The sequence below is a fragment of the Enterobacter sp. 50588862 genome, from assembly GCF_001462935.1.
Taxonomy (GTDB): Bacteria; Pseudomonadota; Gammaproteobacteria; order Enterobacterales; family Enterobacteriaceae; genus Enterobacter; species Enterobacter bugandensis.
The window spans coordinates 47531-72115 of the sequence record NZ_LNHM01000021.1 but is presented as its reverse complement, the minus strand read 5'-3'; the positions used below and the strand labels follow the sequence as shown (position 1 = coordinate 72115).

Annotated in this window: 19 protein-coding genes; 9 read left to right on the top strand and 10 right to left on the bottom strand. The window is 56.8% G+C overall.

All coding sequences use genetic code 11. The annotated features are described in order from the left end of the window. Positions 1 to 20 precede the first annotated feature (20 nt). Together APT89_RS08155 and ahr are read left to right on the top strand one after the other, a co-directional pair. Positions 21 to 524, top strand: coding sequence for a GNAT family N-acetyltransferase (locus tag APT89_RS08155; RefSeq protein WP_028014579.1), 504 nt, complete (start codon positions 21 to 23; stop codon positions 522 to 524). Positions 525 to 607: 83 nt separating this feature from the next. After that, a complete protein-coding gene (gene ahr / locus APT89_RS08150) occupies positions 608 to 1627 on the top strand; it encodes an NADPH-dependent aldehyde reductase Ahr (RefSeq protein ID WP_060572038.1) in 1020 nt (339 codons plus the stop codon). Between the two features lie 46 nt (positions 1628 to 1673). Here the strand turns inward: ahr and APT89_RS08145 are convergent, their stop codons facing one another. Further along, the gene (locus APT89_RS08145) at positions 1674 to 3311 is read right to left on the bottom strand and encodes a dihydroxyacetone kinase subunit DhaK (RefSeq protein WP_060572037.1); all 1638 of its coding nucleotides are present in this window, start codon (positions 3309 to 3311) and stop codon (positions 1674 to 1676) included. Between the two features lie 137 nt (positions 3312 to 3448). On the opposite strand from APT89_RS08145, the gene APT89_RS08140 reads away from it, so the two are divergent. After that, positions 3449 to 4951: a helicase HerA-like C-terminal domain-containing protein gene (locus tag APT89_RS08140; protein WP_060572036.1), complete on the top strand. Its 1503-nt coding sequence runs from the start codon at positions 3449 to 3451 to the stop codon at positions 4949 to 4951. On the opposite strand, the gene APT89_RS08135 is transcribed toward APT89_RS08140, so the two are convergent. Beyond that, positions 4931 to 5872: a TIGR01212 family radical SAM protein gene (locus APT89_RS08135; protein WP_120787289.1), complete on the bottom strand. Its 942-nt coding sequence runs from the start codon at positions 5870 to 5872 to the stop codon at positions 4931 to 4933. The genes APT89_RS08140 and APT89_RS08135 overlap by 21 nt on opposite strands. A gap of 687 nt (positions 5873 to 6559) precedes the next feature. Here APT89_RS08135 and gltB point away from each other — a divergent pair. The 4 genes from gltB to codA all read left to right on the top strand — a co-directional run bounded on the left by gltB (position 6560) and on the right by codA (position 15157). Then, entirely contained in the window at positions 6560 to 11020 is a 4461-nt protein-coding gene (gene gltB / locus APT89_RS08130; protein WP_047367043.1) for a glutamate synthase large subunit, read from the top strand. A gap of 9 nt (positions 11021 to 11029) precedes the next feature. Beyond that, positions 11030 to 12448 (top strand): glutamate synthase subunit GltD, encoded by a 1419-nt coding sequence (gene gltD / locus APT89_RS08125; protein WP_060572034.1) that lies wholly within the window; start codon positions 11030 to 11032, stop codon positions 12446 to 12448. A gap of 188 nt (positions 12449 to 12636) precedes the next feature. Continuing rightward, positions 12637 to 13887 (top strand): cytosine permease, encoded by a 1251-nt coding sequence (gene codB / locus APT89_RS08120; protein ID WP_060572033.1) that lies wholly within the window; start codon positions 12637 to 12639, stop codon positions 13885 to 13887. Further along, entirely contained in the window at positions 13877 to 15157 is a 1281-nt protein-coding gene (codA, locus tag APT89_RS08115; RefSeq protein ID WP_047364729.1) for a cytosine/isoguanine deaminase, read from the top strand. Before codB ends, codA begins: the two co-directional genes overlap by 11 nt. A 90-nt stretch (positions 15158 to 15247) precedes the next feature. On the opposite strand, the gene APT89_RS08110 is transcribed toward codA, so the two are convergent. From APT89_RS08110 to zapE, 8 genes are all read right to left on the bottom strand, one after another. After that, positions 15248 to 16738 (bottom strand): MFS transporter, encoded by a 1491-nt coding sequence (locus APT89_RS08110; RefSeq protein ID WP_060572032.1) that lies wholly within the window; start codon positions 16736 to 16738, stop codon positions 15248 to 15250. Between the two features lie 112 nt (positions 16739 to 16850). After that, the gene (nanA, locus tag APT89_RS08105) at positions 16851 to 17744 is read right to left on the bottom strand and encodes an N-acetylneuraminate lyase (RefSeq protein ID WP_060572354.1); all 894 of its coding nucleotides are present in this window, start codon (positions 17742 to 17744) and stop codon (positions 16851 to 16853) included. Between the two features lie 122 nt (positions 17745 to 17866). Continuing rightward, complete coding sequence (gene nanR, locus APT89_RS08100) at positions 17867 to 18649, bottom strand: transcriptional regulator NanR (protein ID WP_045630742.1); 783 nt, start codon at positions 18647 to 18649, stop codon at positions 17867 to 17869. Between the two features lie 102 nt (positions 18650 to 18751). Further along, on the bottom strand, positions 18752 to 19252 hold the full coding sequence (gene sspB / locus APT89_RS08095) for a ClpXP protease specificity-enhancing factor (RefSeq protein WP_028014588.1): 501 nt from the start codon (positions 19250 to 19252) through the stop codon (positions 18752 to 18754). A 5-nt stretch (positions 19253 to 19257) separates the two neighbouring features. Beyond that, a complete protein-coding gene (gene sspA, locus APT89_RS08090; protein WP_014071978.1) occupies positions 19258 to 19896 on the bottom strand; it encodes a stringent starvation protein SspA in 639 nt (212 codons plus the stop codon). Positions 19897 to 20203: 307 nt separating this feature from the next. Continuing rightward, complete coding sequence (gene rpsI / locus APT89_RS08080; RefSeq protein ID WP_003860436.1) at positions 20204 to 20596, bottom strand: 30S ribosomal protein S9; 393 nt, start codon at positions 20594 to 20596, stop codon at positions 20204 to 20206. A gap of 15 nt (positions 20597 to 20611) precedes the next feature. Then, a complete protein-coding gene (rplM, locus tag APT89_RS08075) occupies positions 20612 to 21040 on the bottom strand; it encodes a 50S ribosomal protein L13 (protein ID WP_006178824.1) in 429 nt (142 codons plus the stop codon). Between the two features lie 292 nt (positions 21041 to 21332). Then, positions 21333 to 22457 carry a cell division protein ZapE gene (zapE, locus tag APT89_RS08070; RefSeq protein ID WP_060572031.1) on the bottom strand — a complete coding sequence of 375 codons (1125 nt, stop codon included), beginning with the start codon at positions 22455 to 22457 and terminating at the stop codon, positions 21333 to 21335. 189 nt (positions 22458 to 22646) lie between these two features. Between zapE and zapG the strand changes: the two genes are divergently transcribed. Both zapG and degQ read left to right on the top strand, forming a co-directional pair. Continuing rightward, positions 22647 to 23045 (top strand): Z-ring associated protein ZapG, encoded by a 399-nt coding sequence (gene zapG / locus APT89_RS08065; protein WP_010436126.1) that lies wholly within the window; start codon positions 22647 to 22649, stop codon positions 23043 to 23045. A 170-nt stretch (positions 23046 to 23215) separates the two neighbouring features. Next, the gene (degQ, locus tag APT89_RS08060; protein WP_041907839.1) at positions 23216 to 24583 is read left to right on the top strand and encodes a serine endoprotease DegQ; all 1368 of its coding nucleotides are present in this window, start codon (positions 23216 to 23218) and stop codon (positions 24581 to 24583) included. The last annotated feature ends 2 nt before the right edge of the window (positions 24584 to 24585 follow it).

Sequence of the window (24585 nt, the reverse complement as noted above, 5' to 3'; positions counted from 1 at the left end):
TTTTTGTAATGAGTAATGCTATGAGCGTGATTACCCCCGTCGCGACGACGATGCGTCGGATCACTGAGCAGGACAATCCGGCTATCGCCGCCGTTATCCGCACCGTTTCTGCAGAGTTTGGGCTGACGGCGGATAAAGGTTACACCGTTGCCGACCCGAATCTTGACGAACTGTTTAAGCTGTACAGCCAGCCGGGCCACGCCTACTGGGTCATTGAGCAGGACGGCCAGGTTGTGGGCGGCGGCGGCGTTGCACCGCTGAGCTGCAGCGAGCCGGATATCTGTGAGCTGCAGAAAATGTATTTCCTGCCGTCGGTTCGTGGACAGGGTCTGGCGAAAAAGCTGGCGCTGGTCGCCCTGGAGCACGCGCGCAATCAAGGTTTTAAACGCTGTTACCTCGAAACCACCGCCTTCCTCAAAGAGGCCATCGGCCTGTATGAACATCTGGGCTTTGAGCATATCGATGCGCCGCTGGGCTGCACGGGCCACGTCGACTGCGAAGTCAGAATGCTGAAAAGTCTGTAAGTTTCGTTCCTGCCCCCTTCTGTTAAGCGGCTGTAAACTGAATGCTCTACACTCTCAGTTCACACCACAACGGGGGAAACACGATGTCGAAGATAAAAAGCTACGCCGCACCGCAGGCGGGTGCAGAACTTGAGCTGTACGAGTACGATGCGGGCGAACTAAAAGCAGAAGACGTCGAAGTACAGGTTGATTACTGCGGGGTCTGCCACTCAGATCTCTCGATGATCGACAACGAATGGGGCTTCTCCAGCTATCCGCTGGTTGCCGGGCACGAAGTGATTGGCCGCGTCGTCGCGCTCGGCAGCGCCGCGCAGGACAAAGGGCTGAAGGTTGGCCAGCGCGTGGGCATTGGCTGGACAGCACGCAGCTGCGGCCACTGCGACGCCTGTATCAGCGGCAACCAGATCAACTGCCTTGAAGGTGCAGTGCCCACCATCCTGAACAAGGGCGGTTTCGCCGATAAGCTGCGCGCCGACTGGCAATGGGTCATCCCGCTGCCGGACAGCATTGATATTGAATCTGCTGGTCCACTGCTGTGCGGCGGGATCACCGTCTTTAAACCGCTGCTGATGCACCACGTCACCGCCACCAGCCGCGTGGGCGTGATCGGTATCGGCGGTCTGGGCCATATCGCCATCAAGCTGCTGCACGCGATGGGCTGTGAAGTGACAGCGTTTAGCTCGAACCCGGCGAAGGAGAAAGAAGTGCTGGCAATGGGCGCGGACAAAGTCGTGAACAGCCGCGATCCGGACGCGCTGAACGCGCTGGCTGGGCAGTTTGACCTGATCATCAACACCGTGAACGTCGATCTCAACTGGCAGCCGTACTTTGAAGCGCTGGCCTACGGCGGTAACTTCCACACCGTGGGTGCGGTGATGAAGCCGCTGCCGGTTCCGGCCTTTACCCTGATCGGCGGGGATCGCAGCGTGTCAGGCTCCGCGACCGGTACGCCATACGAGCTGCGCAAGCTGATGAAGTTAGCCGGCCGCACCAAAGTGACACCGACCACCGAGCTGTATCCAATGTCGAAAATTAACGAAGCCATCCAGCACGTGCGCGACGGCAAAGCCCGCTATCGCGTGGTGTTGAAAGCGGATTTCTGATGTGAGTTTGCCGGGTGGCGGCTTCGCCTGACCCGGCCTACTTTTGCTACTGCGCCAATGTATTAAACACTTCCGCCACCGCGACCGCCCCCGGGTCCATTACCCCATCCAGATTCTCTTTATTCACATACGATGAGCGCCCTGCTCCGGCTTTCGCCATTTTCGCCGTTGCCTCCGCTCCCTGCTGCGCAGCCTGCGCTGCCGCCTGAAGATCTTTTTTCTTCAAGGCTTCCAGCGCTGGTTGCAGCGCATCGATCAGCGTACGATCGCCGAGATCTGCCCCGCCATACTGCTTCATCTGCGCCAGTCCGCTCAGCAATGCTTCAGGTAGCGGCTGTCCATCGTGAAGCTTTTGCCCCGCCGCCGTGAAGAAGATCGACATGAGTACACCGCTCGATCCGCCCATCACCGTGGCCAGTCGTTCCCCCACCAGCAACAGCAGCTTAGGCACGTCATTCAGCGGGAGAGTGTTTTCTTCCAGGCGCTGCGCAATATCCCGTGCACCTTGCGCAAACGTAGAGCCGGTATCGCCATCGCCCACTTTGGCATCCAGCGCATTCAGGCGGTTTTCAAGCTGTATGAGCGTCTTCGTCACCTGTGAAACAGACTCCTTCACCTGCGGATTGTCGGACGCGTCATATTCCACGCTATCGTGAATAGCGCTTTGCGGAACGGTACGCAGAGGGGCAAACGCCACAGGCTTCTGCCAGCCCAGCGTCTCGACCTCGGCGTGAATCGCCTTTTCAAAGTAATCGTTGAGCTTTAGCAGCGTCAGAGAAAAGCCCTTCATATCCAGCGCGCTCACCAGCGGCGCAGGGCCAATCAGGTACGCAATATTCTCTTTCAGCGCTGAATGTGCCAGCTCTTTGGTGAGCAGAGCCATCTCCAGCGCGGACACGCCGCCGAGGTTGTTGATCAACACCGCGAAACGCCCCTCGCCCGCCTGCGCTTTGAGCGGCGTCACCAGCGTGTCGATAATCACTTTACTGTTTTGCGTATCAACCACCGAGGCACCCGGCTCCCCGTGGATCCCCAGCCCCAGCTCGACATGGCCCTGTTTGATGCGCCCCTCTTCATCGTCGCTGCCCGGCAGGTTGCAGGTTTGCATCGCAACGCCCAGGCTCCAGAGGTTATCGCAGGCCTGCTGCGCAATATCCCGCACCTCGCTCAGCGATTTTCCTTGCTCCGCTGCATAGCCCGCAATCTTGTGCACCAGCGCCGTGCCGGCAATGCCGCGCGGCTGCTTGTTGTCGGGCAGCGCGATATCGTCCGCCACAATCACCATCTCGACCTTCAGGCCGTAGCGTTTGGCCTTTTCTGCCGCCAGGCCAAAGTTAAGCCGGTCACCGGTATAGTTTTTGACGATCAGCAGGCAGCCGCGATCGCCCGTCACCGCCACAATAGCGTTCAGCACCGCATCCACGCTCGGGGAGGCGAACAGATCGCCACACACTGCCGCCGTCAGCATGCCTTTACCGACAAATCCGGCGTGCGCCGGTTCGTGCCCGGAGCCACCGCCGGAGATCACCGCCACGCGGCTTTTATCCCAGTCGCCGCGGGCGACAACCCTGATAGCTGGATCGATATCAAGTTTGACGAGATTCGCATGTGGCGCAGAAAGCAGTATGCCTTCAATGGCGTCATTGACCAGCTGTTTGCGATCGTTAAAGAAGAATCTGGACATTGTTTTCCACTATTTTATGAACCGTATGCAAAAGCATAGTCCGCGCTGGACAATGCGCCGCAAAGTCAGCAATTTACTCAACCATTTTGCCGTCAGGTTGCCTATACTCCACCCAGGACTAAGAGAGGAAGCGCATCATGAGTACACCATTGTTAATTGCCCGGACGCTGGAAAAAGAGCTGTATCTACTGCCCGCGATGGCGAACCGCCACGGTCTGATTACCGGCGCCACTGGCACAGGGAAAACAGTCACTCTCCAGAAGCTGGCGGAGTCACTTTCAGAGATTGGCGTGCCGGTCTTTATGGCTGACGTGAAGGGCGATTTAACCGGTGTGGCTCAGGAAGGTACAGCGTCAGAAAAACTGCTCGAGCGTCTGAAAAATATCGGTATCACGGACTGGACGCCACACGGCAACCCGGTGGTGGTCTGGGACATCTTCGGTGAGAAAGGCCACCCGGTACGCGCCACCGTTTCCGATCTCGGCCCGCTGCTGCTGGCCCGCCTGCTCAACCTCAACGACGTGCAGTCCGGGGTGCTGAATATTATCTTCCGTATCGCCGACGATCAGGGGTTGCTGCTGCTTGATTTCAAAGATCTGCGCACCATCACCCAGTACATCGGCGATAGCGCCAAATCTTTCCAGAACCAGTACGGCAATATCAGCAGCGCCTCTGTCGGTGCCATTCAGCGTGGGCTACTGACGCTGGAGCAGCAGGGCGCCGAACACTTCTTCGGCGAGCCGATGCTGGATATTAAAGACTGGATGCGCACCGACAGCAGCGGCAAAGGCATCATCAACATTCTGAGTTCAGAGAAGCTCTACCAGATGCCAAAGCTTTACGCCGCCAGCCTGCTGTGGATGCTCTCCGAACTGTACGAGCAGTTACCGGAAGCGGGCGATCTGGAAAAACCCAAACTGGTCTTCTTCTTTGACGAAGCACACCTGCTGTTTAACGACGCGCCGCAGGTGCTGCTGGATAAAATTGAACAGGTTATCCGCCTGATCCGCTCCAAAGGGGTCGGCGTCTGGTTTGTGTCGCAAAACCCGTCGGATATTCCTGACAATGTGCTGGGCCAGCTTGGTAACCGCGTGCAGCACGCCCTGCGCGCCTTTACGCCGAAGGATCAGAAAGCGGTGAAAGCCGCCGCGCAAACCATGCGTGCCAATCCGGCCTTTGATACCGAAGCCGCGATTCAGGCGCTGGGCACCGGTGAAGCGCTGATTTCGTTCCTTGATGCCAAGGGCAGCCCGTCCGTAGTGGAACGCGCAATGGTGATCGCGCCCTGCTCGCGCATGGGGCCGGTTACCGACGATGAACGTAACAGCCTGATTAATCACTCCCCGGTGTACGGCAAGTATGAAGACGAGGTGGATCGGGAGTCTGCGTTCGAGATGCTGCAAAAAGGGGTACAGGCAACCACCGAATCGCAGGATGCTCCACCCGCTAAGGGCCAGTCAGTCGCAGTGGATGACGGCATTCTCGGCGGGCTAAAAGACATTTTGTTTGGCACAACCGGACCGCGCGGCGGCAAGCGCGACGGCGTGGTACAGACCATGGCGAAAAGCGCCGCGAGGCAGGTTACTAATCAGATTGTGCGCGGCATGCTGGGGAGTCTGCTAGGCGGCCGTCGTCGGTAGACGGGGAACCCACGGGCGGCCCAGCGCCGAACCCTGTACGCCGTTTTCCTGAAGATAGCGGTCGATTTCCACCATCCCCGTCCACCGGTTCTCGCACCAGAGCGGTGCCAGAAGCGTTGGACGGCGGGCGCTGGCGGAGATGCGGTGGTAGACAATCTCCGGCGGCGTGTGGCGAATCATCTCTCCCGCCGTCACCGTATAGTCGTCGAGCTCGATACTGCTTAACCGCCCGGCTTCCCAGGCTTTCGCCATTATGCTTCCCTTCACGATATGCAGCGGGTGCAGCTTAATGCCGTCTACGCCGGTTTCCACGACTTTTTCCAGCGTCTCCAGGCCATGCTGCTGCCCTTCTCCGGGCAAGCCGACAATCAAATGCGAACAGACTTTCAGGCCACGCTCGCGGGCGAGACGCGTGGTGCGCTGGTAGCAGGCGAAATCATGCCCACGATTGATACGGTGCAGGGTTTTATCGTGCGCGGTCTGCAGGCCCAGCTCCAGCCAGATCTCATAGCCCTTCTCTCTGTACTCGCTAAGTAAATCCAGCACCGCCTCCGGTACGCAGTCCGGGCGCGTACCCACGCACAGCCCGACAATGTTCGCCTGAGCGACCGCCTGCTGATACATCGAGCGTAATACCTGAACCTCCGCCCACGTACTGGTGTAGGCCTGGAAATAGGCCAGATACTGCTTCGCGCGGTTCACCAGGCTGGCCTGATGGGCGAGCTGTTCTGCGATGGATTTATGCTGCTGGGCTTCGTCAGCAAACGACGCAACGTTACAGAAGGTGCAGCCGCCGCGCCCGATGGTGCCGTCGCGATTCGGGCAGCTAAAGCCGCCGTGCAGCGTCAGCTTATGCACCTTTTGACCGTACCGCTGCAAAAGATCCCCACCAAACATATTGACTAATTTCTGTAACTGCATAATCTGATAGACCGTCCCGAAGAAAGGGGACAAGCCTGCCATTTTTAGCCTCTGTCGGCGATGACCTGGATCAATCGCCCTGGACGGCCTTTATCCATTTGAATAAATAATCAAGATTACCGAGATTTCATTCACCCGCCACGTAATTACTTTTCCTTATGTTCTGATGGTTTTTTTCATTTATAGCGCCAGGACTTAAAAACAGTGATTTTATGCGGGTTCGAACAATGCACCAGATTATTATTCTGCCATAAATCCGCATTTCAGCACGCTGCATCAATAATACCGCTTTCATATAGTGAGTCAGATCACACTCCCCTGCACCTTCCTGGCGCTTTCAGTGGTTGTAAAATTAGTCAAATAACCAATAAAAACAAAATGATAATTACGCTTTAGCACATTTTTGTATAAATAAGATTGCCATTTGACCTGTGTACCAATTCCCGATAAGTTGGAAATCCGCTGGAAGCTTTCTGGATGAGCGGCCTGCTCATCATATTTATGCAGTAATTGAGATTCCCTCTGAAGCAAGTCCTCAAACTTGTTTACCTGCGCGAAAGGATGAAAAAGAGGGCGAATGCGAGGTCCGCGTATGAAACGCTAACCCCGTCGCCATGCTCTTTCTGCGCCTGTGCGCCACGGTAAAGTTCAGTGGGAAGCCCGACGAGCCTGGGGAGGTTCACTGATATGTTGTACGATAAATCCCTTGAGAAGGATAACTGTGGTTTCGGCCTGATCGCCCACATAGAAGGCGAACCTAGCCACAAGGTAGTGCGTACCGCTATTCACGCACTGGCCCGTATGCAGCACCGTGGCGCCATCCTGGCCGATGGTAAAACCGGCGACGGTTGCGGCCTGCTGCTGCAAAAACCGGATCGTTTCTTCCGCATCGTGGCGGAAGAGCGCGGCTGGCGTTTAGCCAAAAACTACGCTGTCGGCATGCTGTTCCTGAATCAGGATCCTGAAAAGGCTGCCGCCTCACGCCGCATCGTTGAAGAAGAACTTCAGCGCGAAACCCTGTCGATTGTCGGCTGGCGCGATGTGCCAACCAACGAAGGGGTACTCGGTGAAATCGCCCTCTCCTCGCTGCCTCGTATTGAGCAGATTTTCGTTAACGCGCCTGCGGGCTGGCGTCCGCGCGATATGGAACGCCGTCTGTTTATTGCCCGTCGCCGCATTGAAAAACGTCTCCAGGACGATAAAGAGTTCTACGTCTGTAGCCTCTCTAACCTGGTGAACATCTATAAAGGTCTGTGTATGCCGGCTGACCTGCCGCGCTTCTACCTGGACCTGGCGGACCTGCGTCTGGAATCGGCCATTTGCCTGTTCCACCAGCGCTTCTCCACCAACACCGTGCCGCGCTGGCCGCTGGCGCAGCCGTTCCGCTACCTGGCGCACAACGGCGAGATCAACACCATCACCGGTAACCGCCAGTGGGCGCGTGCTCGTACCTATAAGTTCCAGACCCCGCTGATCCCTGACCTGCACGATGCCGCACCGTTCGTGAACGAAACCGGCTCTGACTCCAGCTCCATGGATAACATGCTGGAACTGCTGCTGGCAGGCGGGATGGATATCGTGCGCGCCATGCGTCTGCTCGTGCCACCGGCCTGGCAGAACAACCCGGATATGGATCCGGAGCTGCGCGCGTTCTTCGACTTTAACTCCATGCACATGGAGCCGTGGGACGGTCCGGCAGGTATCGTGATGTCCGACGGTCGCTTCGCTGCGTGTAACCTGGACCGTAACGGTCTGCGTCCGGCGCGCTACGTCATCACCAAAGATAAACTCATCACCTGCGCCTCTGAAGTGGGGATCTGGGATTACCAGCCTGACGAAGTGGTCGAGAAAGGCCGCGTCGGTCCGGGCGAGCTGATGGTGATCGATACCCGCGGCGGCCGTATTCTGCACTCTGCGGAAACCGATAACGATCTGAAAAGCCGCCATCCGTATAAAGAGTGGATGGCGAAAAACGTCCGTCGCCTGGTACCCTTCGAAGATCTGTCTGACGACGAAGTGGGCAGCCGCGAGATGGACGACGATACCCTCGCAAGCTTCCAGAAGCAGTTTAACTACAGCGCGGAAGAGCTGGACTCGGTTATTCGCGTGCTCGGCGAAAACGGCCAGGAAGCGGTCGGCTCGATGGGTGACGATACCCCGTTCGCCGTGCTCTCCAGCCAGCCGCGCATTATTTACGACTATTTCCGTCAGCAGTTTGCGCAGGTGACCAACCCGCCAATCGATCCGCTGCGTGAAGCCCACGTGATGTCGCTGGCCACCAGCATCGGTCGCGAGATGAACGTCTTCTGCGAAGCCGAAGGCCAGGCGCACCGTCTGACCTTTAAATCGCCGATCCTGCTGTACTCTGATTTTAAACAGCTCACCACCATGACCGAGGAGCACTACCGCGCCGACACGCTCGATATCACCTTCGACGTGACCGAAACGAGCCTCGAAGAGACGGTGAATGCGCTGTGCGACAAAGCCGAGCAGATGGTGCGTAACGGCACCGTTCTGCTGGTGCTGTCTGACCGTAACATTGCGAAAAACCGTCTGCCAGTGCCTGCGCCAATGGCGGTGGGGGCTATCCAGACGCGTCTGGTCGACAAGAGCCTGCGCTGCGATGCCAACATCATTGTGGAAACCGCGAGCGCCCGCGATCCGCACCACTTTGCCGTGCTGTTAGGCTTTGGTGCGACGGCGATCTACCCTTACCTGGCCTACGAAACGCTGGCCCGCCTGGTAGACACCCGCGCCATCGACAAAGATTACCGCACGGTGATGCTGAACTACCGTAACGGCATCAACAAAGGCCTGTACAAGATCATGTCCAAAATGGGCATCTCGACTATTGCCTCTTACCGCTGCTCGAAGCTGTTTGAAGCGGTCGGCCTGCACGACGACGTCGCCAACCTCTGCTTCCAGGGCGTTGTCAGCCGCATCGGCGGGGCCGGTTTTGCTGACTTCCAGCAGGATCTGGTGAACCTGTCGAAGCGCGCCTGGCTGGCACGTAAGCCGCTGGAACAGGGCGGCCTGCTGAAATACGTTCACGGCGGCGAATATCACGCCTACAACCCGGACGTGGTGCGCACGCTGCAACAGGCGGTACAGAGCGGCGAATACAGCGATTATCAGCAGTATGCCGAGCTGGTGAACAACCGTCCGGCAGCGACGCTGCGCGACCTTATTGCCCTCAATCCGGGCGATGAAGCGGTCAGCGTTGACGAAGTTGAGCCTGCATCCGAACTGTTCAAACGCTTCGATACCGCGGCGATGTCCATCGGCGCGCTGAGCCCGGAAGCGCACGAAGCGCTGGCGGAAGCCATGAACAGCATCGGCGGCAACTCCAACTCCGGCGAGGGCGGTGAAGATCCGGCCCGTTACGGCACCAACAAAGTGTCGCGCATCAAGCAGGTGGCGTCCGGCCGCTTTGGCGTAACCCCTGCCTACCTGGTTAACGCCGATGTGATCCAGATTAAGGTCGCTCAGGGTGCAAAACCGGGCGAAGGCGGTCAGCTGCCGGGTGATAAAGTCACCCCGTACATCGCCAAACTGCGCTACTCGGTGCCGGGCGTGACGCTGATTTCCCCGCCGCCGCACCACGATATCTACTCTATCGAGGATCTGGCGCAGCTCATTTTCGACCTGAAGCAGGTCAACCCGAAAGCGATGATCTCCGTGAAGCTGGTTTCCGAGCCGGGCGTCGGCACCATCGCCACCGGCGTGGCGAAAGCCTATGCGGATCTGATCACCATTGCCGGCTACGACGGCGGTACCGGCGCAAGCCCGCTCTCCTCCGTGAAATACGCGGGCTGCCCGTGGGAGCTTGGCCTGGTGGAAACCCAGCAGGCGCTGGTGGCTAACGGTCTGCGTCACAAGATCCGTTTGCAGGTAGACGGAGGTCTGAAAACCGGCCTCGACATCATCAAAGCGGCGATTCTGGGTGCGGAAAGCTTCGGCTTCGGTACCGGCCCGATGGTTGCGCTCGGCTGTAAATACCTGCGTATTTGCCACCTGAACAACTGCGCAACCGGCGTTGCAACCCAGGACGAGAAGCTGCGTAAGAATCACTATCACGGCCTGCCGTTCAAAGTGACCAACTACTTTGACTTCATCGCCCGTGAAACCCGCGAGCTGATGGCGCAGCTGGGCGTGAAGCGTCTGGTGGATCTGATTGGCCGTACCGACCTGCTGAAAGAGCTGGAAGGCTTCACCGCCAAGCAGCAGAAGCTGGAGCTGTCTAAGCTGCTGGAAACGGCTGAGCCGCATCCTGGCAAAGCGGTTTACTGCACCGAGAACAACCCGCCGTTCGACAACGGCGTGCTGAACGCGCAGCTGCTGCAACAGGCGAAGCCGTACGTGGACGAGAAGCAGAGCAAAACGTTCTGGTTTGATATCCGCAACACCGACCGTTCTGTCGGCGCGTCCCTCTCCGGCTACATCGCGCAAACGCACGGTGACCAGGGGCTGGCGTCGGATCCGATTACCGCGCACTTCAGCGGTACCGCGGGCCAGAGCTTCGGCGTGTGGAATGCCGGCGGCGTTGAGTTATACCTGACCGGCGATGCCAACGACTACGTCGGCAAAGGCATGGCGGGCGGTCTGCTGGCGGTGCGTCCTCCGGTCGGTTCAGCCTTCCGCAGTCATGAAGCCAGCATCATCGGCAACACCTGTCTGTACGGTGCGACCGGCGGTCGTCTGTTTGCCGCGGGCCGTGCGGGCGAGCGTTTTGCGGTGCGTAACTCCGGTGCCATCACCGTGGTGGAAGGCATCGGCGATAACGGCTGCGAATACATGACGGGCGGAATTGTGTGCGTCCTGGGTAAAACCGGCGTGAACTTTGGCGCCGGCATGACGGGCGGTTTTGCCTACGTGCTGGATGAAGACGGTGAGTTCCGCAAGCGCGTGAACCCGGAACTGGTGGAAGTGCTGGACGTTGATTCGCTGGCCATTCATGAAGAACACCTGCGCGGTTTGATTACCGAACACGTGCAGCATACCGGTTCTTCGCGCGGCGAAGAGATCCTGGCGAACTGGCCAGCGTTCTCTGCGAAATTCGCGCTGGTTAAGCCGAAGTCCAGCGATGTTAAAGCCCTGTTGGGTCACCGTAGTCGTAGCGCAGCAGAGCTGCGCGTGCAGGCGCAGTAAGGAATTCAGATGAGCCAGAACGTATACCAGTTTATCGACCTGCAGCGTGTTGATCCGCCAAAGAAACCGCTGAAGATCCGCAAAATTGAATTTGTTGAAATCTACGAGCCGTTTTCAGAAGGCCAGGCCAAAGCACAGGCAGACCGCTGCCTGTCCTGCGGTAACCCTTACTGCGAATGGAAATGTCCGGTACACAACTACATCCCTAACTGGCTGAAGCTGGCCAACGAAGGACGTATTTTTGAAGCCGCCGAGCTGTCTCACCAGACCAACACCCTGCCGGAAGTGTGCGGTCGCGTGTGTCCTCAGGATCGTCTGTGCGAAGGTTCCTGTACGCTGAACGACGAGTTTGGCGCGGTGACCATCGGCAACATCGAGCGCTATATCAACGATAAAGCGTTTGAGATGGGCTGGCGTCCGGACATGACCGGCGTGAAGCAAACCGACAAGCGCGTGGCGATCATCGGCGCGGGCCCGGCAGGCCTGGCCTGTGCGGACGTGCTGACCCGTAACGGCGTGAAGGCGGTGGTCTTTGACCGTCATCCGGAGATCGGCGGTCTGCTGACCTTCGGGATCCCGGCCTTTAAGCTGGAAAAAGAGGTCATGACCCGCCGCCGCGAAATCTTCACCGGCATGGGCATTGAGTTCAAACTCAATACCGAAGTGGGCCGCGACGTGCAGCTCGACGACCTGCTGAAGGATTACGACGCCGTGTTCCTGGGCGTGGGTACCTATCAGTCCATGCGCGGTGGTCTGGAGAACGAAGATGCGCCGGGCGTTTATGACGCGCTGCCGTTCCTGATTGCCAACACCAAACAGCTGATGGGCTACGGCGAAACCGCCGAGGAGCCTTTCGTCAGCATGGAAGGCAAACGCGTGGTGGTGCTGGGCGGCGGTGATACCGCGATGGACTGCGTGCGCACCTCCATTCGTCAGAATGCGGCGCACGTGATCTGCGCCTACCGTCGTGACGAAGAGAACATGCCGGGCTCTAAGCGCGAAGTGAAAAACGCGCGTGAAGAGGGCGTGGAGTTCCAGTTCAACATCCAGCCTCTGGGTATTGAAGTGAATGCCAACGGTAAAGTAAGCGGCGTGAAGATGGCGCGTACCGAGATGGGTGCGCCGGATGCGAAAGGCCGTCGCCGCGCGGAGATCGTGGCCGGTTCCGAGCACGTGATCCCGGCTGACGCCGTGGTGATGGCGTTTGGTTTCCGTCCTCACAGCATGGAGTGGCTGGCGAAGCACAGCGTAGAGCTGGACTCACAGGGCCGCGTGATTGCGCCGGAAGGCAGCGACAACGCCTTCCAGACCAGCAACCCGAAAATCTTCGCCGGTGGTGATATCGTTCGCGGTTCCGACCTGGTGGTTACCGCGATTGCCGAAGGACGTAAAGCGGCTGACGGGATCATGAACTTCCTGGAAGTGTAAGCCCCTCTGACTCCCCGGCAGAAGCATAAAGCGGAACGCCGGGGAGCCTGTTTTCAGTTACCTCCCCTTCAGTTAACGATACCCATTTCCCCACAAATGCAGTGTAAACCCCGGACGTAAACGTTTGCATTGATGAAAAAAATGGATATTATGCGGCGGATTTTTTGGCCAAAATTCAAGGAGGCGTTGTGTCGCAAGATAACAATTATAGCCAGGGCCCCGTCCCTCTGGCGGCGCGGAAAGGCGTGGTTCCACTCACTTTTGTGATGTTAGGGTTAACGTTTTTTTCCGCCAGTATGTGGACCGGAGGCACGCTCGGTACCGGTCTTTCCTATAATGATTTCTTCCTCGCAGTTCTCTTCGGCAATCTCCTCCTCGGTATTTACACTGCTTTTCTTGGCTACATTGGCGCAAAAACCGGCCTCTCAACCCATCTTCTTGCGCGTTACTCGTTCGGTATAAAAGGTTCCTGGCTTCCCTCCATGCTTTTAGGCGGTACGCAGGTAGGATGGTTTGGCGTCGGCGTAGCGATGTTTGCCATCCCGGTGAGTAAAGCCACGGGCATCGACGTGAACGTCCTGATTGCGGTTTCCGGCCTGTTGATGACGTTGACCATTTTTTTTGGCATCTCAGCACTGACGATTTTATCCATCATCGCCGTACCCGCTATCGTCATCCTGGGTAGCTACTCCGTCTGGCTGGCGGTGGACGGCGTGGGAGGGTTGGACCACCTCAAATCCATTGTGCCGCAGACGCCGCTCAACTTTTCCAGCGCGCTGGCGCTGGTTGTAGGTTCGTTTATCAGCGCAGGCACGCTGACCGCCGACTTCGTCCGCTTTGGCCGTAATGCCAAAGGGGCCGTTCTGGTGGCGATGGTGGCATTTTTCCTTGGCAACTCGCTGATGTTTATCTTCGGTGCGGCAGGCGCTGCCGCCGTAGGACAGGCCGATATTTCTGACGTGATGATCGCCCAGGGACTGCTGCTGCCGGCGATTATCGTTCTCGGCCTGAATATCTGGACCACCAATGACAATGCGCTATACGCCTCTGGTCTGGGTTTCGCCAATATTACTGGCCTTTCCAGCCGTACGCTGTCGGTGGTGAATGGCATTATCGGTACGCTGTGCGCGCTGTGGCTATACAACAACTTCGTTGGCTGGCTGACCTTTCTGTCGGCAGCGATTCCGCCGATTGGCGGGGTGATTATCGCCGACTACCTGATTAATCGCCGCCGCTATGCCAGCTTCGCCCCCGCAAATTTTGTGTCTGTTAACTGGATTGCCATTTTCTCGGTCGCCCTGGGCGTTGCTGCCGGGCATTATATTCCGGGAATTGTCCCCGTTAACGCAGTATTGGGTGGCGTCTTCAGCTATTTGGTGTTAAACCCATTCGCCAAACGTACCCTTGCCAATCCTTCGGAGGCTTCCCATGCAGAATAATTCCCTCACTATCCGTCAGGCCCGTTTGCAGGGGCAGGAGGGTTTATGGCAGATCACGATTGAGGACGGACGCTTCAGCCGTATCGATCCTCAGGAAACCGCCTCTGCGCCAGTCGGTCAGGTGTTGGACGCCGAATGCGGGCTGGTTATCCCTCCTTTCATCGAACCGCATATCCATCTGGATACAACGCAAACGGCGGGTGAACCGAACTGGAACCAGTCAGGCACCCTTTTCGAGGGAATCGAGCGCTGGGCCGAACGTAAGGCGATGCTCACCCACGAAGACGTTAAAGCTCGCGCGATGCAAACCCTGAAGTGGCAGATCGCCAACGGCATTCAGTACGTACGTACACATGTTGACGTCTCGGACCCCACGCTTACGGCACTGAAAGCCATGCTGGAGGTGAAGCAGGAAGTCGCCCCGTGGGTCGATATGCAAATTGTGGCATTCCCGCAGGAAGGCATTCTTTCTTATCCGAACGGTGAAGCACTGCTTGAGGAAGCCGTGCGTTTAGGGGCGGATGTCATCGGCGCAATTCCGCACTTTGAATTTACGCGTGAATATGGCGTGGAGTCGCTGCATAAAACGTTTTCCCTGGCCAGAAAGTACGACCGCCTGATCGATGTCCACTGTGACGAAATTGATGATGAACAATCGCGCTTCGTTGAAACCGTTGCCGCCCTGGCACATCATGACGGAATGGGTTCGCGCGTGACCGCCAGCCATACCACGGCAATGCACTCCTATAATGGCGCGTATACGTCCCGGCTGTTCCGCCTTTTAAAAATGTCAGGCATTAACTTCGTGGCAAACCCGCTGGTTAACACGCATTTGCAGGGCCGTTTCGATACCTATCCCAAACGCCGCGGCATTACACGCGTCAAAGAAATGCTGGAAGCGGAAATCAACGTCTGCTTCGGCCATGACGACGTTTTCGATCCGTGGTATCCGCTGGGAACCGCGAATATGCTTCAGGTTCTGCATATGGGGCTGCACGTCTGCCAACTGATGGGCTACGGGCAGATAAACGATGGGCTTAACCTGATCACTACCCACAGCGCGAAAACGCTCAATTTGCAGGACTATGGAGTGCGCGTTGGGAATTCAGCAAACCTGGTGATTCTCCCGGCAGAGAATGGGTTTGATGCCGTTCGTCGCCAGACGCCGGCACGATACTCTGTTCGCCACGGCAAGGTGATTGCCGAGACGGTGCCCAGCCAGACAACCTTGCACCTGACGCAGCCGGAAGCGGTGACGTTTAAGCGCTAATTCTGGGTTGGAAACCGCGTGGCAAACGTCATCGCGTACATAAAGATATCCTCACGGCGGAGCTAACGCCCTGCCGCTTTTTCCAGCGGATTAACTTTTGCTTTTGGCTAAAGCGTTTTTATCGCCGCCAAACGGGACGGCTCCGCTGAGAGGTTTACCGTCGATGGCGTCGTGGGTTCGAATCGCCTCCGGCCGCAGCCAGCGCTGAACGCGGGACGGCATATCCAGTCCAATCAGCAGGATCACCACAAAGGTCAGGCCGAAGGAGAGCGATCCCAGGGCTGTGCCCAGCGCCATATTCTGCGACAGCAGCGCGCCAATCACCGGGGCGATCGCCCCGCCCAGCGCCCCGACGTTATAGGTAAAGCCCAGACCCGCCGCACGCTGGTCGGTGTCGAAATAACCGCCGATAAGTTTCGGTAAGATCCCCGAGATCCCCTGCCCCAGCATCTGCTGGAAAAAGAGCAGCAGGCCCAGCACCCAGACATTTGCGCCACCGATCGCAAAGACGGGAACGATCAGCAGCTGTGAGGCCAGCAGGCTACAGACGTAGGCCTTCCGGGTGCCCAACCAGTCGCCGAGAAAACCACCCACGCAGCAGCCTACAGCCGCGCCGAAGCCGCTAAAGAACAGCACCTTCGCCACCGTTGACGGATCATAGGCCAGGTCGGTTTTCAGATACGTGGGTAATAGCGCCTGAATCGGCCAGGAGTAGAGGAACGCGAAGAGCACGACAACCATCAGCGTGACGCCCGTAGGCCAGCGTTTACCGCTGCTTTGCACCATAAAGCTGATAAACACAATGGCGCACAGCAGGCCGAGAATAACCACCAGCCCGGCGTTGTTGAGTTCGCCGGCAAAGCAGAACCACAGCGCCGTGCCGGCAAACAGCGTCATCGCCATATTGATCAAGCGGTATTTGCCGCGATAAAGAATATCAACCATTGTACGTACCGGCGCCTGACCTTCGTGCTTCGCTTTCCAGTCTTCAGCCTCCGGAATATTTTTCCGCAGCCACAGGGCAAAGACGATGGGCAGGATGCCGATAAAGAACAGCGCTCGCCAGCCCCAGACGGGCACGACAAGGCTGTAGACCTGGGCCGCAACCACGGCACCGACGGAGAAGCCAGAAATCAGAAAACCACTCGCCTTATTGCGCAGGTGTTTCGGCCAGCTTTCGATGACGTAGGTTGCGCTGGAGCCGTATTCCCCCGCCATCCCCATACCAATCACCATGCGGGCGATAAACAGGGTGACGTAACCCGGCGCAAAACCGCAGGCCAGCGTACCGCAGGAGAAGAGCACGATGCTGGTTATCATTGCCAGCTTGCGGCCATAGCGGTCGCCCATGGCGCCCAGCAGCAGGCCGCCGAACCAGCGCGAAATAAAGGCCGCCGAAATGAGGCTCGCCGCTTCAACGGTCGTGAGGCCAAATTCACTTTTAATTTCTGTCAGGACTAAGGCAATCAGAACAAAATCGAAGCCATCAAGCAGATATCCCAGCCAGGCGGCAGAGAAGGCGCGCCACTGAGGGCGGCTTAGATGGCAGTACCACGGGATGCTTTGGGTAGACTTACTCATTTCACTCTCCCGACGATTTCTCTGTCGTTTTGCCGGAGGACTGCTGCGCCTTATCCGGCCTACGTATCGCGTTTTTGTAGGCCGGATAAGCGACGCGCCATCCGGCAGTGCGTTAGCGTTTTTCCGCCATTAACTGCTCTGCCAGCGCCTTCAGCGCCGGCACGAATTTCTCGTCTACAGGGGCAAACGGTTTACGGCACAGCGGCACGGACACCACGTCCATGTAGTGCAGAACCGTTTTCAGACCACGGAAGACCCCGGCTTTAATCAGCAGGTCGATAACCTTGTTGCATTCGCTTTGCAGGCGCTGTGCGGTGGCGTTATCCCCCTCACGAACCGCGTTGGCGATAGCCCGGTAGCGCCAGCCCATAATGTTGTAGGTGCTGCCGATCCCCCCGTCAGCGCCGGCCAGCAGGCCGGAGGCAAAGATTTCGTCATAGCCGTTGTAGAGCACCAGATCCGGATGCTCACGGCGGATCTGCTCCATCTGGAACAGATCGCCGGAGGTTTGTTTTAACGCGCCGACGCCGGGCAGCGTCACCAGGGTGTTGATCTGATCCAGGCTTAACTTCACGCCGCTCAGCGCCGGAATGTTGTAGACCACCATCGGCAGACCATCCGCCGAATCAATAATTGCACGGTAGTGATCGCAATGTTCTTCAAAGCTAAAGGGGTAATAAAACGGCGTGACGGCGGACACGGCGTCAAAGCCCTGGCGGGCAGCGGCGGTGGCCAGCTGCTGGCTTTCCGCGGTGCTCACGCAGCCAACGTGAGCAATGAGCGTGATTTTTCCTTTCGCCTCCTCCGCCACGATCTCCATCACCTGCTCGCGTTCAGAAAGGCTTTGGACAAAGGCTTCCCCCGTTGAACCGCCGACATAAAGCCCGTCGATGCCCTGCGCAATATTGAACTGCACCAGACGGCGCAGGCTCTCCTTATCCAGCGCCTGCTGTAGGGTAAACGGAGTCAGAAGTGCGGCCATTACGCCGCGGAGTTGCGTTGCCATAGATACCTCAATCATTCGTGTGTTTGTTATAGCGATATACCTTTATACCTGTTATACCAGATCAATTAAGCAGCAGTGGAATACAGAACGCTTATAGTGCGATCTGCTTCACTAAAGGATCGTTACTTTTTAGCTTTTGAATGCTGGCCGAAGGCGTGCCAGGTAGCGGAAACGCTGTTGAGGTGAGTTTGCAACGCCCGATCGGCTTCATCTGGATCGCGGCGGCGGATCGCGTCAACGATCGCGATATGCTGGCGATAGCTGGCTGCGTTATGTTGATAAAGCTCTGCATCCGGCACTTTAGGACGCGCCGCGATTAGCCAGTCAAGCAGCGCAACGTGGATCGCGTTGAAGATTGGGTTGCCGGGGATCTCCGCCAGCACGCGATGAAAATCGACGTCGGAACGAATGAACAGCGCGTTGTCATCCAGGGACTGGCTGTTGATCTCCAGCGCTTTCGTCAGCCGCGCAATCTGATCCTCCGTGGCGTACTCTGCGGCATAACGCACGAGGCTGGATTCAAAGAACAGACGGAGCTGCTCAAAATGGGCAATACCACCGGGCTGGGTCAGAAAATCTTTCGCCATCCCCGACAGCTCGCTGATGATGGTATCGGCAGACGGCAGAGTGACGCGGGCGCGTTCACCGTTGTTAATCTGCACCAGACCTTTACGCTTCAGCGCCGCCAGCGCTTCGCGCACCGAGGGGCGGCCCACGTTGAAGAACGCCATCAGCTCGCGCTCGGAGGGCAGCTGCTCTCCCTGCGCAAATTCCTTCCGACGGATCATCTGCTCCAACTCTTCTTCCACCATATCCGACAGCTTTTTGCGCGTCAGCGGACGGCGACGCAGGCTGCGGCCAAGGGTTTCATCTGAGTTTTCAGCGTTACTATCGGTCGGTTTCATTGCAGTCCTGTGCCATTGAAGGAAAACGCTGCATCATAACACAGGAAATTAGAGGGGGCGAAAAGGGGCAGAAAGCAAAACAGGCCCGTCGGGCCTGTTTGTTTATTTCACAACGCGCAGTGCGGGACGACCACCGCGCGGTGGCGGTTCATCATCCGGCCCCTCGTCGTCGTCCTGACGATCGGGCTTGTCGCCATCAATCACAGACATTACCGGGTCGCTTTCGCGTTCATCGGATGCCTCATCGTCATTCAGGCTGGCAACCTCTTCATCATACGCCGCTTCCGGCTCGAACATGGTGCCTGCACCGTTTTCACGGGCGTAGATAGCCAGAACCGCAGCCAGCGGAACGGAAACCTGACGCGGCACGCCGCCAAAACGCGCATTAAAGCGCACTTCGTCGTTTGCCAGCTCCAGGTTACCCACTGCACGTGGCGCAATATTCAGTACAATCTGTCCGTCGCGTGCGTATTCCATTGGAACCTGCACGCCCGGCAACGTCACATCCACAACCAGGTGCGGCGTGAGCTGGTTATCCAGCAGCCATTCATAGAAGGCGCGCAGCAGATACGGACGGCGTGGGGTAAGTTGTGACATTTCCACAGTCATTAGCCTCGGCCGAGACGCATTTCGCGCTCCGGTTCAGTTAAGGATGCCAGGAAAGAGTCGCGCTCAAAGACGCGCGTCATATAGCCTTTCAGCTCTTTCGCACCCGGGCCGCTGAACTCCACGCCCAGGGTTGGCAGACGCCACAGCAGCGGGGCCAGATAGCAATCCACCAGGCTGAACTCGTCGCTCAGGAAGAACGGTTTTTGACCAAATACCGGCGCAATGGCCAGCAGCTCTTCACGCAGCTGTTTACGCGCAGCATCTGCTTCTGAAGAGGAACCGTTGACGATGACGTTCATCAGTGTGTACCAGTCTTTCTCGATACGCTGCATGTACAGGCGGCTTTCACCACGCGCAACAGGATAAACAGGCATCAGTGGCGGATGCGGGAAACGCTCATCCAGATATTCCATAATGATACGGGATTCCCACAGGGTCAGCTCGCGATCCACCAGCGTCGGTACGCTTTGGCTCGGGTTGAGATCGATCAGATCCTGAGGCGGGTTATCCTTTTCCACATGCTCGATCTCAAAACTGACACCCTTCTCGGCCAGCACGATACGAACCTGATGGCTATAAATGTCAGTAGGACCAGAAAACAGCGTCATTACCGAACGTTTGTTGGCAGCGACAGCCATGAAAACCTCCAGGTATATTCAGAATTTTTACTGCTACCAGCCCAACGGGGCCAGCCAGATGAAGTATCGCCCATCCCAGAGAAGACACATTGTTCAAGAATCGAACAAAAATCGAGTATTCACCGATATTTGGGCAGAAAATTGGATGATAGTTTACCAGATTTTGATGGCTTTGTGGTGAGGGGATGCCGGAAATGTGGAAAAAGAGAAGATATATGAAATGTTACTGTGGATAACCTGCGCATTATCCATAAAAAAACCCGCCGAAGCGGGTTTTTCGCCAATCGTTCTGCGTAAGCAGAATGGATTAACGTTTGGAGAACTGTGGACGACGACGTGCTTTACGCAGACCCACTTTCTTACGTTCAACCTGACGAGCGTCACGAGTAACGAAGCCAGCTTTACGCAGTTCAGAACGCAGGGATTCGTCGTACTCCATCAGAGCGCGGGTGATACCGTGACGGATCGCACCTGCCTGACCGGAGATACCACCACCTTTAACGGTGATGTACAGATCCAGTTTTTCTACCATATCAACCAGTTCCAGCGGCTGGCGAACTACCATGCGGGCAGTTTCGCGACCGAAGTACTGTTCCAGAGAACGCTGGTTGATTACGATTTTACCACTACCCGGTTTGATGAAAACGCGAGCTGCGGAACTTTTGCGGCGACCAGTGCCGTAGTATTGATTTTCAGCCATTGCCTATAATCCCGATTAGATGTCAAGAACTTGCGGTTGCTGTGCCGCGTGGTTGTGCTCGTTGCCTGCGTAAACTTTCAGTTTACGGAACATAGCACGACCCAGCGGGCCTTTTGGCAGCATGCCTTTAACCGCGATTTCAATCACACGCTCAGGACGGCGGGCAATCATCTCTTCAAAGGTCGCTTCTTTGATACCACCGATGTGGCCGGTGTGGTGGTAGTACACTTTGTCAGTACGCTTGTTGCCGGTAACAGCAACTTTGTCAGCGTTCAGAACGATGATGTAATCACCGGTATCAACGTGCGGAGTGTATTCCGCTTTATGCTTACCGCGCAGGCGACGAGCCAGTTCAGTAGCCAGACGGCCCAGAGTTTTACCGGTCGCGTCAACAACATACCAGTCGCGCTGTACGGTTTCTGGTTTAGCTGTAAAAGTTTTCATTAAAAGCTTACCCAAATAATAAGTTACACGTTGGTGAACACCCAAACGTTTAGTCAGTTGAGGTTCACACGACAAAGTCCGGCAAACCTACCCCTTCGAATAGCACATGCCGACACATAGAAAGTTTCGGGAAAAAAACCTTCTCGTAACGTGGGGTCGCAAGATTATAGAGAAGTTGAGGTCAAAGATCGACCCTTAAATGTGATTTGGAATGGGTTTTTCGGGGGGCGCGTTTGTGCGGTCTGGTGCCCTCACTCCCAGCCCCTCTCCCAGTGGGAGAGAGGAGCATTGATTAGGGCATATGCTCACGCTTGAGATACTCTTCGCTCTGCATCTCTTGCAGGCGCGAGAGGCAGCGCTGGAACTCAAACTTCAGCCGCTCGCCCTGGTAGATCTCATATAAAGGCACCTCGGCGCTGACGACAAGCTTGACGTGGCGCTCGTAAAACTCGTCCACCAGCGCAATGAAGCGCCGCGCTTCGCTCTCCATCAGCCGCGTCATCACCGGCACATCCAGCATCATCACGGTGTGGAACAGGCGCGAAAGTGCAATATAGTCATGCTGGCTGCGGGCATCCACGCAGAGCGTCGCAAAAGAGACCGCCAGCGTCTGGTTTTCTACGCCAAGGGTGGGTAACGGGCGATGGTTAATCTCCAGCGTCGGTGCGTTTTCGCGTTTTGCGCCCGCCAGCGCCAGCCAGAGTTTATCCATCTCGCGAGCGGTATCGGCGTTTAACGGCGAAAGCCACAGGTGCGCCTGCGTTAACATACGCAGACGATAATCGACACCGGCATCGACATTCATGATGTCGCAATGCTGTTTGATAGCATCAATGGCCGGCAGGAAACGCGCCCGCTGCAGGCCGTTGCGATAGAGTTCATCCGGCGGGATATTCGACGTGGCAACGAGCGTGATCCCGCGGGCAAACAGCGCTTTCATCAGCCCGCCTAACAGCATGGCGTCGGTAATGTCAGAAACAAAAAACTCATCGAAGCAGAGCACGTCCGTTTCCGCCTTGAACCTGTCAGCCACAATCTCCAGCGGATCGCTTTTGCCCTGCAGCGCTGTCAGCTCTTCATGCACCCGCAGCATAAAGCGATGGAAGTGGAGGCGCTGTTTACGCTCCCCCGGCAGGCTGAGATAAAACAGATCCATAAGCCAGGTTTTTCCGCGACCGACGCCGCCCCACATATATAAACCGCGCACCGGAGCCTGAGCCTGCGGCGCTTTTTTGCCGAGCAGTCGGCCAAACGCCGCTTTGAGCCCACCACTCTGTTCTACTTCAGCAGGTTTTGCCGTGAGCGCCTGATAAATCATCTCCAGACGGTTTACCGCCTCACGTTGAACGTCATCAGGCTGATGAGTACCCTCATTCAGGGCCAGTTGATATCGCGATGCAGGGGACAGGATTTGCATAATCTTATTGTTATTCCTTCAATTAATGCTCATCAGCAGGCGTGACTGATGAAAAAAAGGCCGTTCTACACTACGCGATGATACGTCAGGATTCCACTTCTGCGGAAATAGCGGTTATAGTGGCATTATCAGGCACAGGCAGGAGCCGAGCCAACACCCTACGGAACAACAAGACAACGGGAGAAGTTCATGACCTGGGAATATGCGCTAATCGGTTTAGTCGTCGGCATCGTGATCGGTGCTGTGGCCATGCGTTTCGGCAACCGCAAATTGCGTCAGCAGCAGTCACTGCAGTACGAACTGGAAAAGAATAAAGCAGAGCTGGAAGAGTATCGCGAAGAGCTGGTCAGCCACTTTGCCCGTAGCGCTGAGCTGCTGGACAACATGGCGACCGACTACCGTCAGCTGTATCAGCATATGGCGAAAAGCTCCAGCAGCCTGCTGCCGGAAATGACCGCTGAGACTAACCCGTTCCGCAACCGTCTGGCCGACTCAGAAGCGGGTAACGATCAGGCTCCGGTTCAGATGCCACGCGACTACTCTGACGGCGCGTCCGGCCTGCTGCGCGGTGGCGCAAAACGCGATTAATCGCACAACATAAATATATTTTACGGGCGCATCTCTTGCGCCCGTCCTTTCTTCCCGTCCCCAGCTATTATTTAGTCAAACACCTCATTGTTCAGCGGTATAAAATTCAATAACATCATCATGATTTTGGGCCGTTCTTCTTTCATTCCAGGATACGAGAGTCAGCATCAATGAAGAAAAAAAACCAGCTGTTGAGCGCTATAGCGTTAAGTGTCGGGTTATCTCTCTCGGCGTCCTTCCCTGCCGGTGCGGCGCTGCCTTCGCAGGTGCCGGGACAGGCAGCCACTCCCAGCCTCGCGCCGATGCTGGAAAAAGTGTTGCCCGCGGTCGTGAGCGTTCAGGTAGAAGGCACGGCGGTTCAAAGCCAGCGCGTACCGGAAGAACTGAAAAAATATTTTGGCGATGAGTCCCCCAACCAGCAGGCTCAGCCTTTTGAAGGTCTGGGCTCTGGCGTCATCATTGATGCGGCTAAAGGCTATATCCTGACTAACAATCATGTCATCAGCCAGGCCGATAAAATCAGCGTCCAGCTGAACGATGGTCGTGAATTTGATGCCAAACTGATTGGCGGCGATGATCAGAGCGACATCGCGCTATTGCAGGTGCAGAACCCGAGCAACCTGACCCAGATTGCCATTGCGGATTCCGACAAGCTGCGCGTCGGTGATTTTGCCGTCGCCGTGGGCAATCCCTTTGGTTTAGGTCAAACCGCCACCTCCGGCATAGTCTCGGCGCTGGGACGCAGTGGCCTGAATCTGGAAGGTCTGGAAAACTTCATCCAGACCGATGCCTCAATCAACCGGGGCAACTCCGGCGGGGCATTACTCAACCTTAACGGCGAGCTGATTGGCATTAACACGGCAATTCTGGCTCCGGGCGGCGGCAGCATTGGGATTGGCTTTGCGATCCCGAGCAATATGGCTAAAACGCTGGCGCAGCAGCTAATCCAGTTCGGCGAAGTCAAACGTGGACTGCTGGGTATTAAAGGCATGGAGATGAGCGCGGATATCGCGAAAGCGTTCAATATCAACGTGCAGCGCGGTGCGTTTGTCAGTGAAGTGCTGCCAAACTCCGGCTCGGCAAAAGCAGGCATCAAATCGGGCGATGTGATCGTCAGCCTTAACGACAAGCCGCTGAGTAGCTTTGCTGAACTGCGTTCGCGTATCGCCACCACCGAACCGGGGGCCAAAGTGAAGCTGGGCCTGATCCGTGACGGTAAGCCGCTGAACGTCGAAGTGACGCTGGATAAAAGCACCTCGTCCTCTGCCAGCGCGGAGCTTATCGCCCCGGCGCTGCAGGGGGCAACGCTAAGCGATGGGCAGTTGAAAGACGGTACGAAAGGCATTCGCCTGGACACCGTCGAGAAGAGCAGCCCTGCCGCGCAGGCCGGATTGCATCAGGAAGATGTCATCATTGGCGTGAACCGCAATCGCGTGCAGTCCATTGCCGAACTGCGCAAGGTGCTGGAGAGCAAACCGGCGGTCATTGCCCTGCAGGTCATGCGTGGCAATGAGTCTATCTACATTCTGTTGCGCTAAGC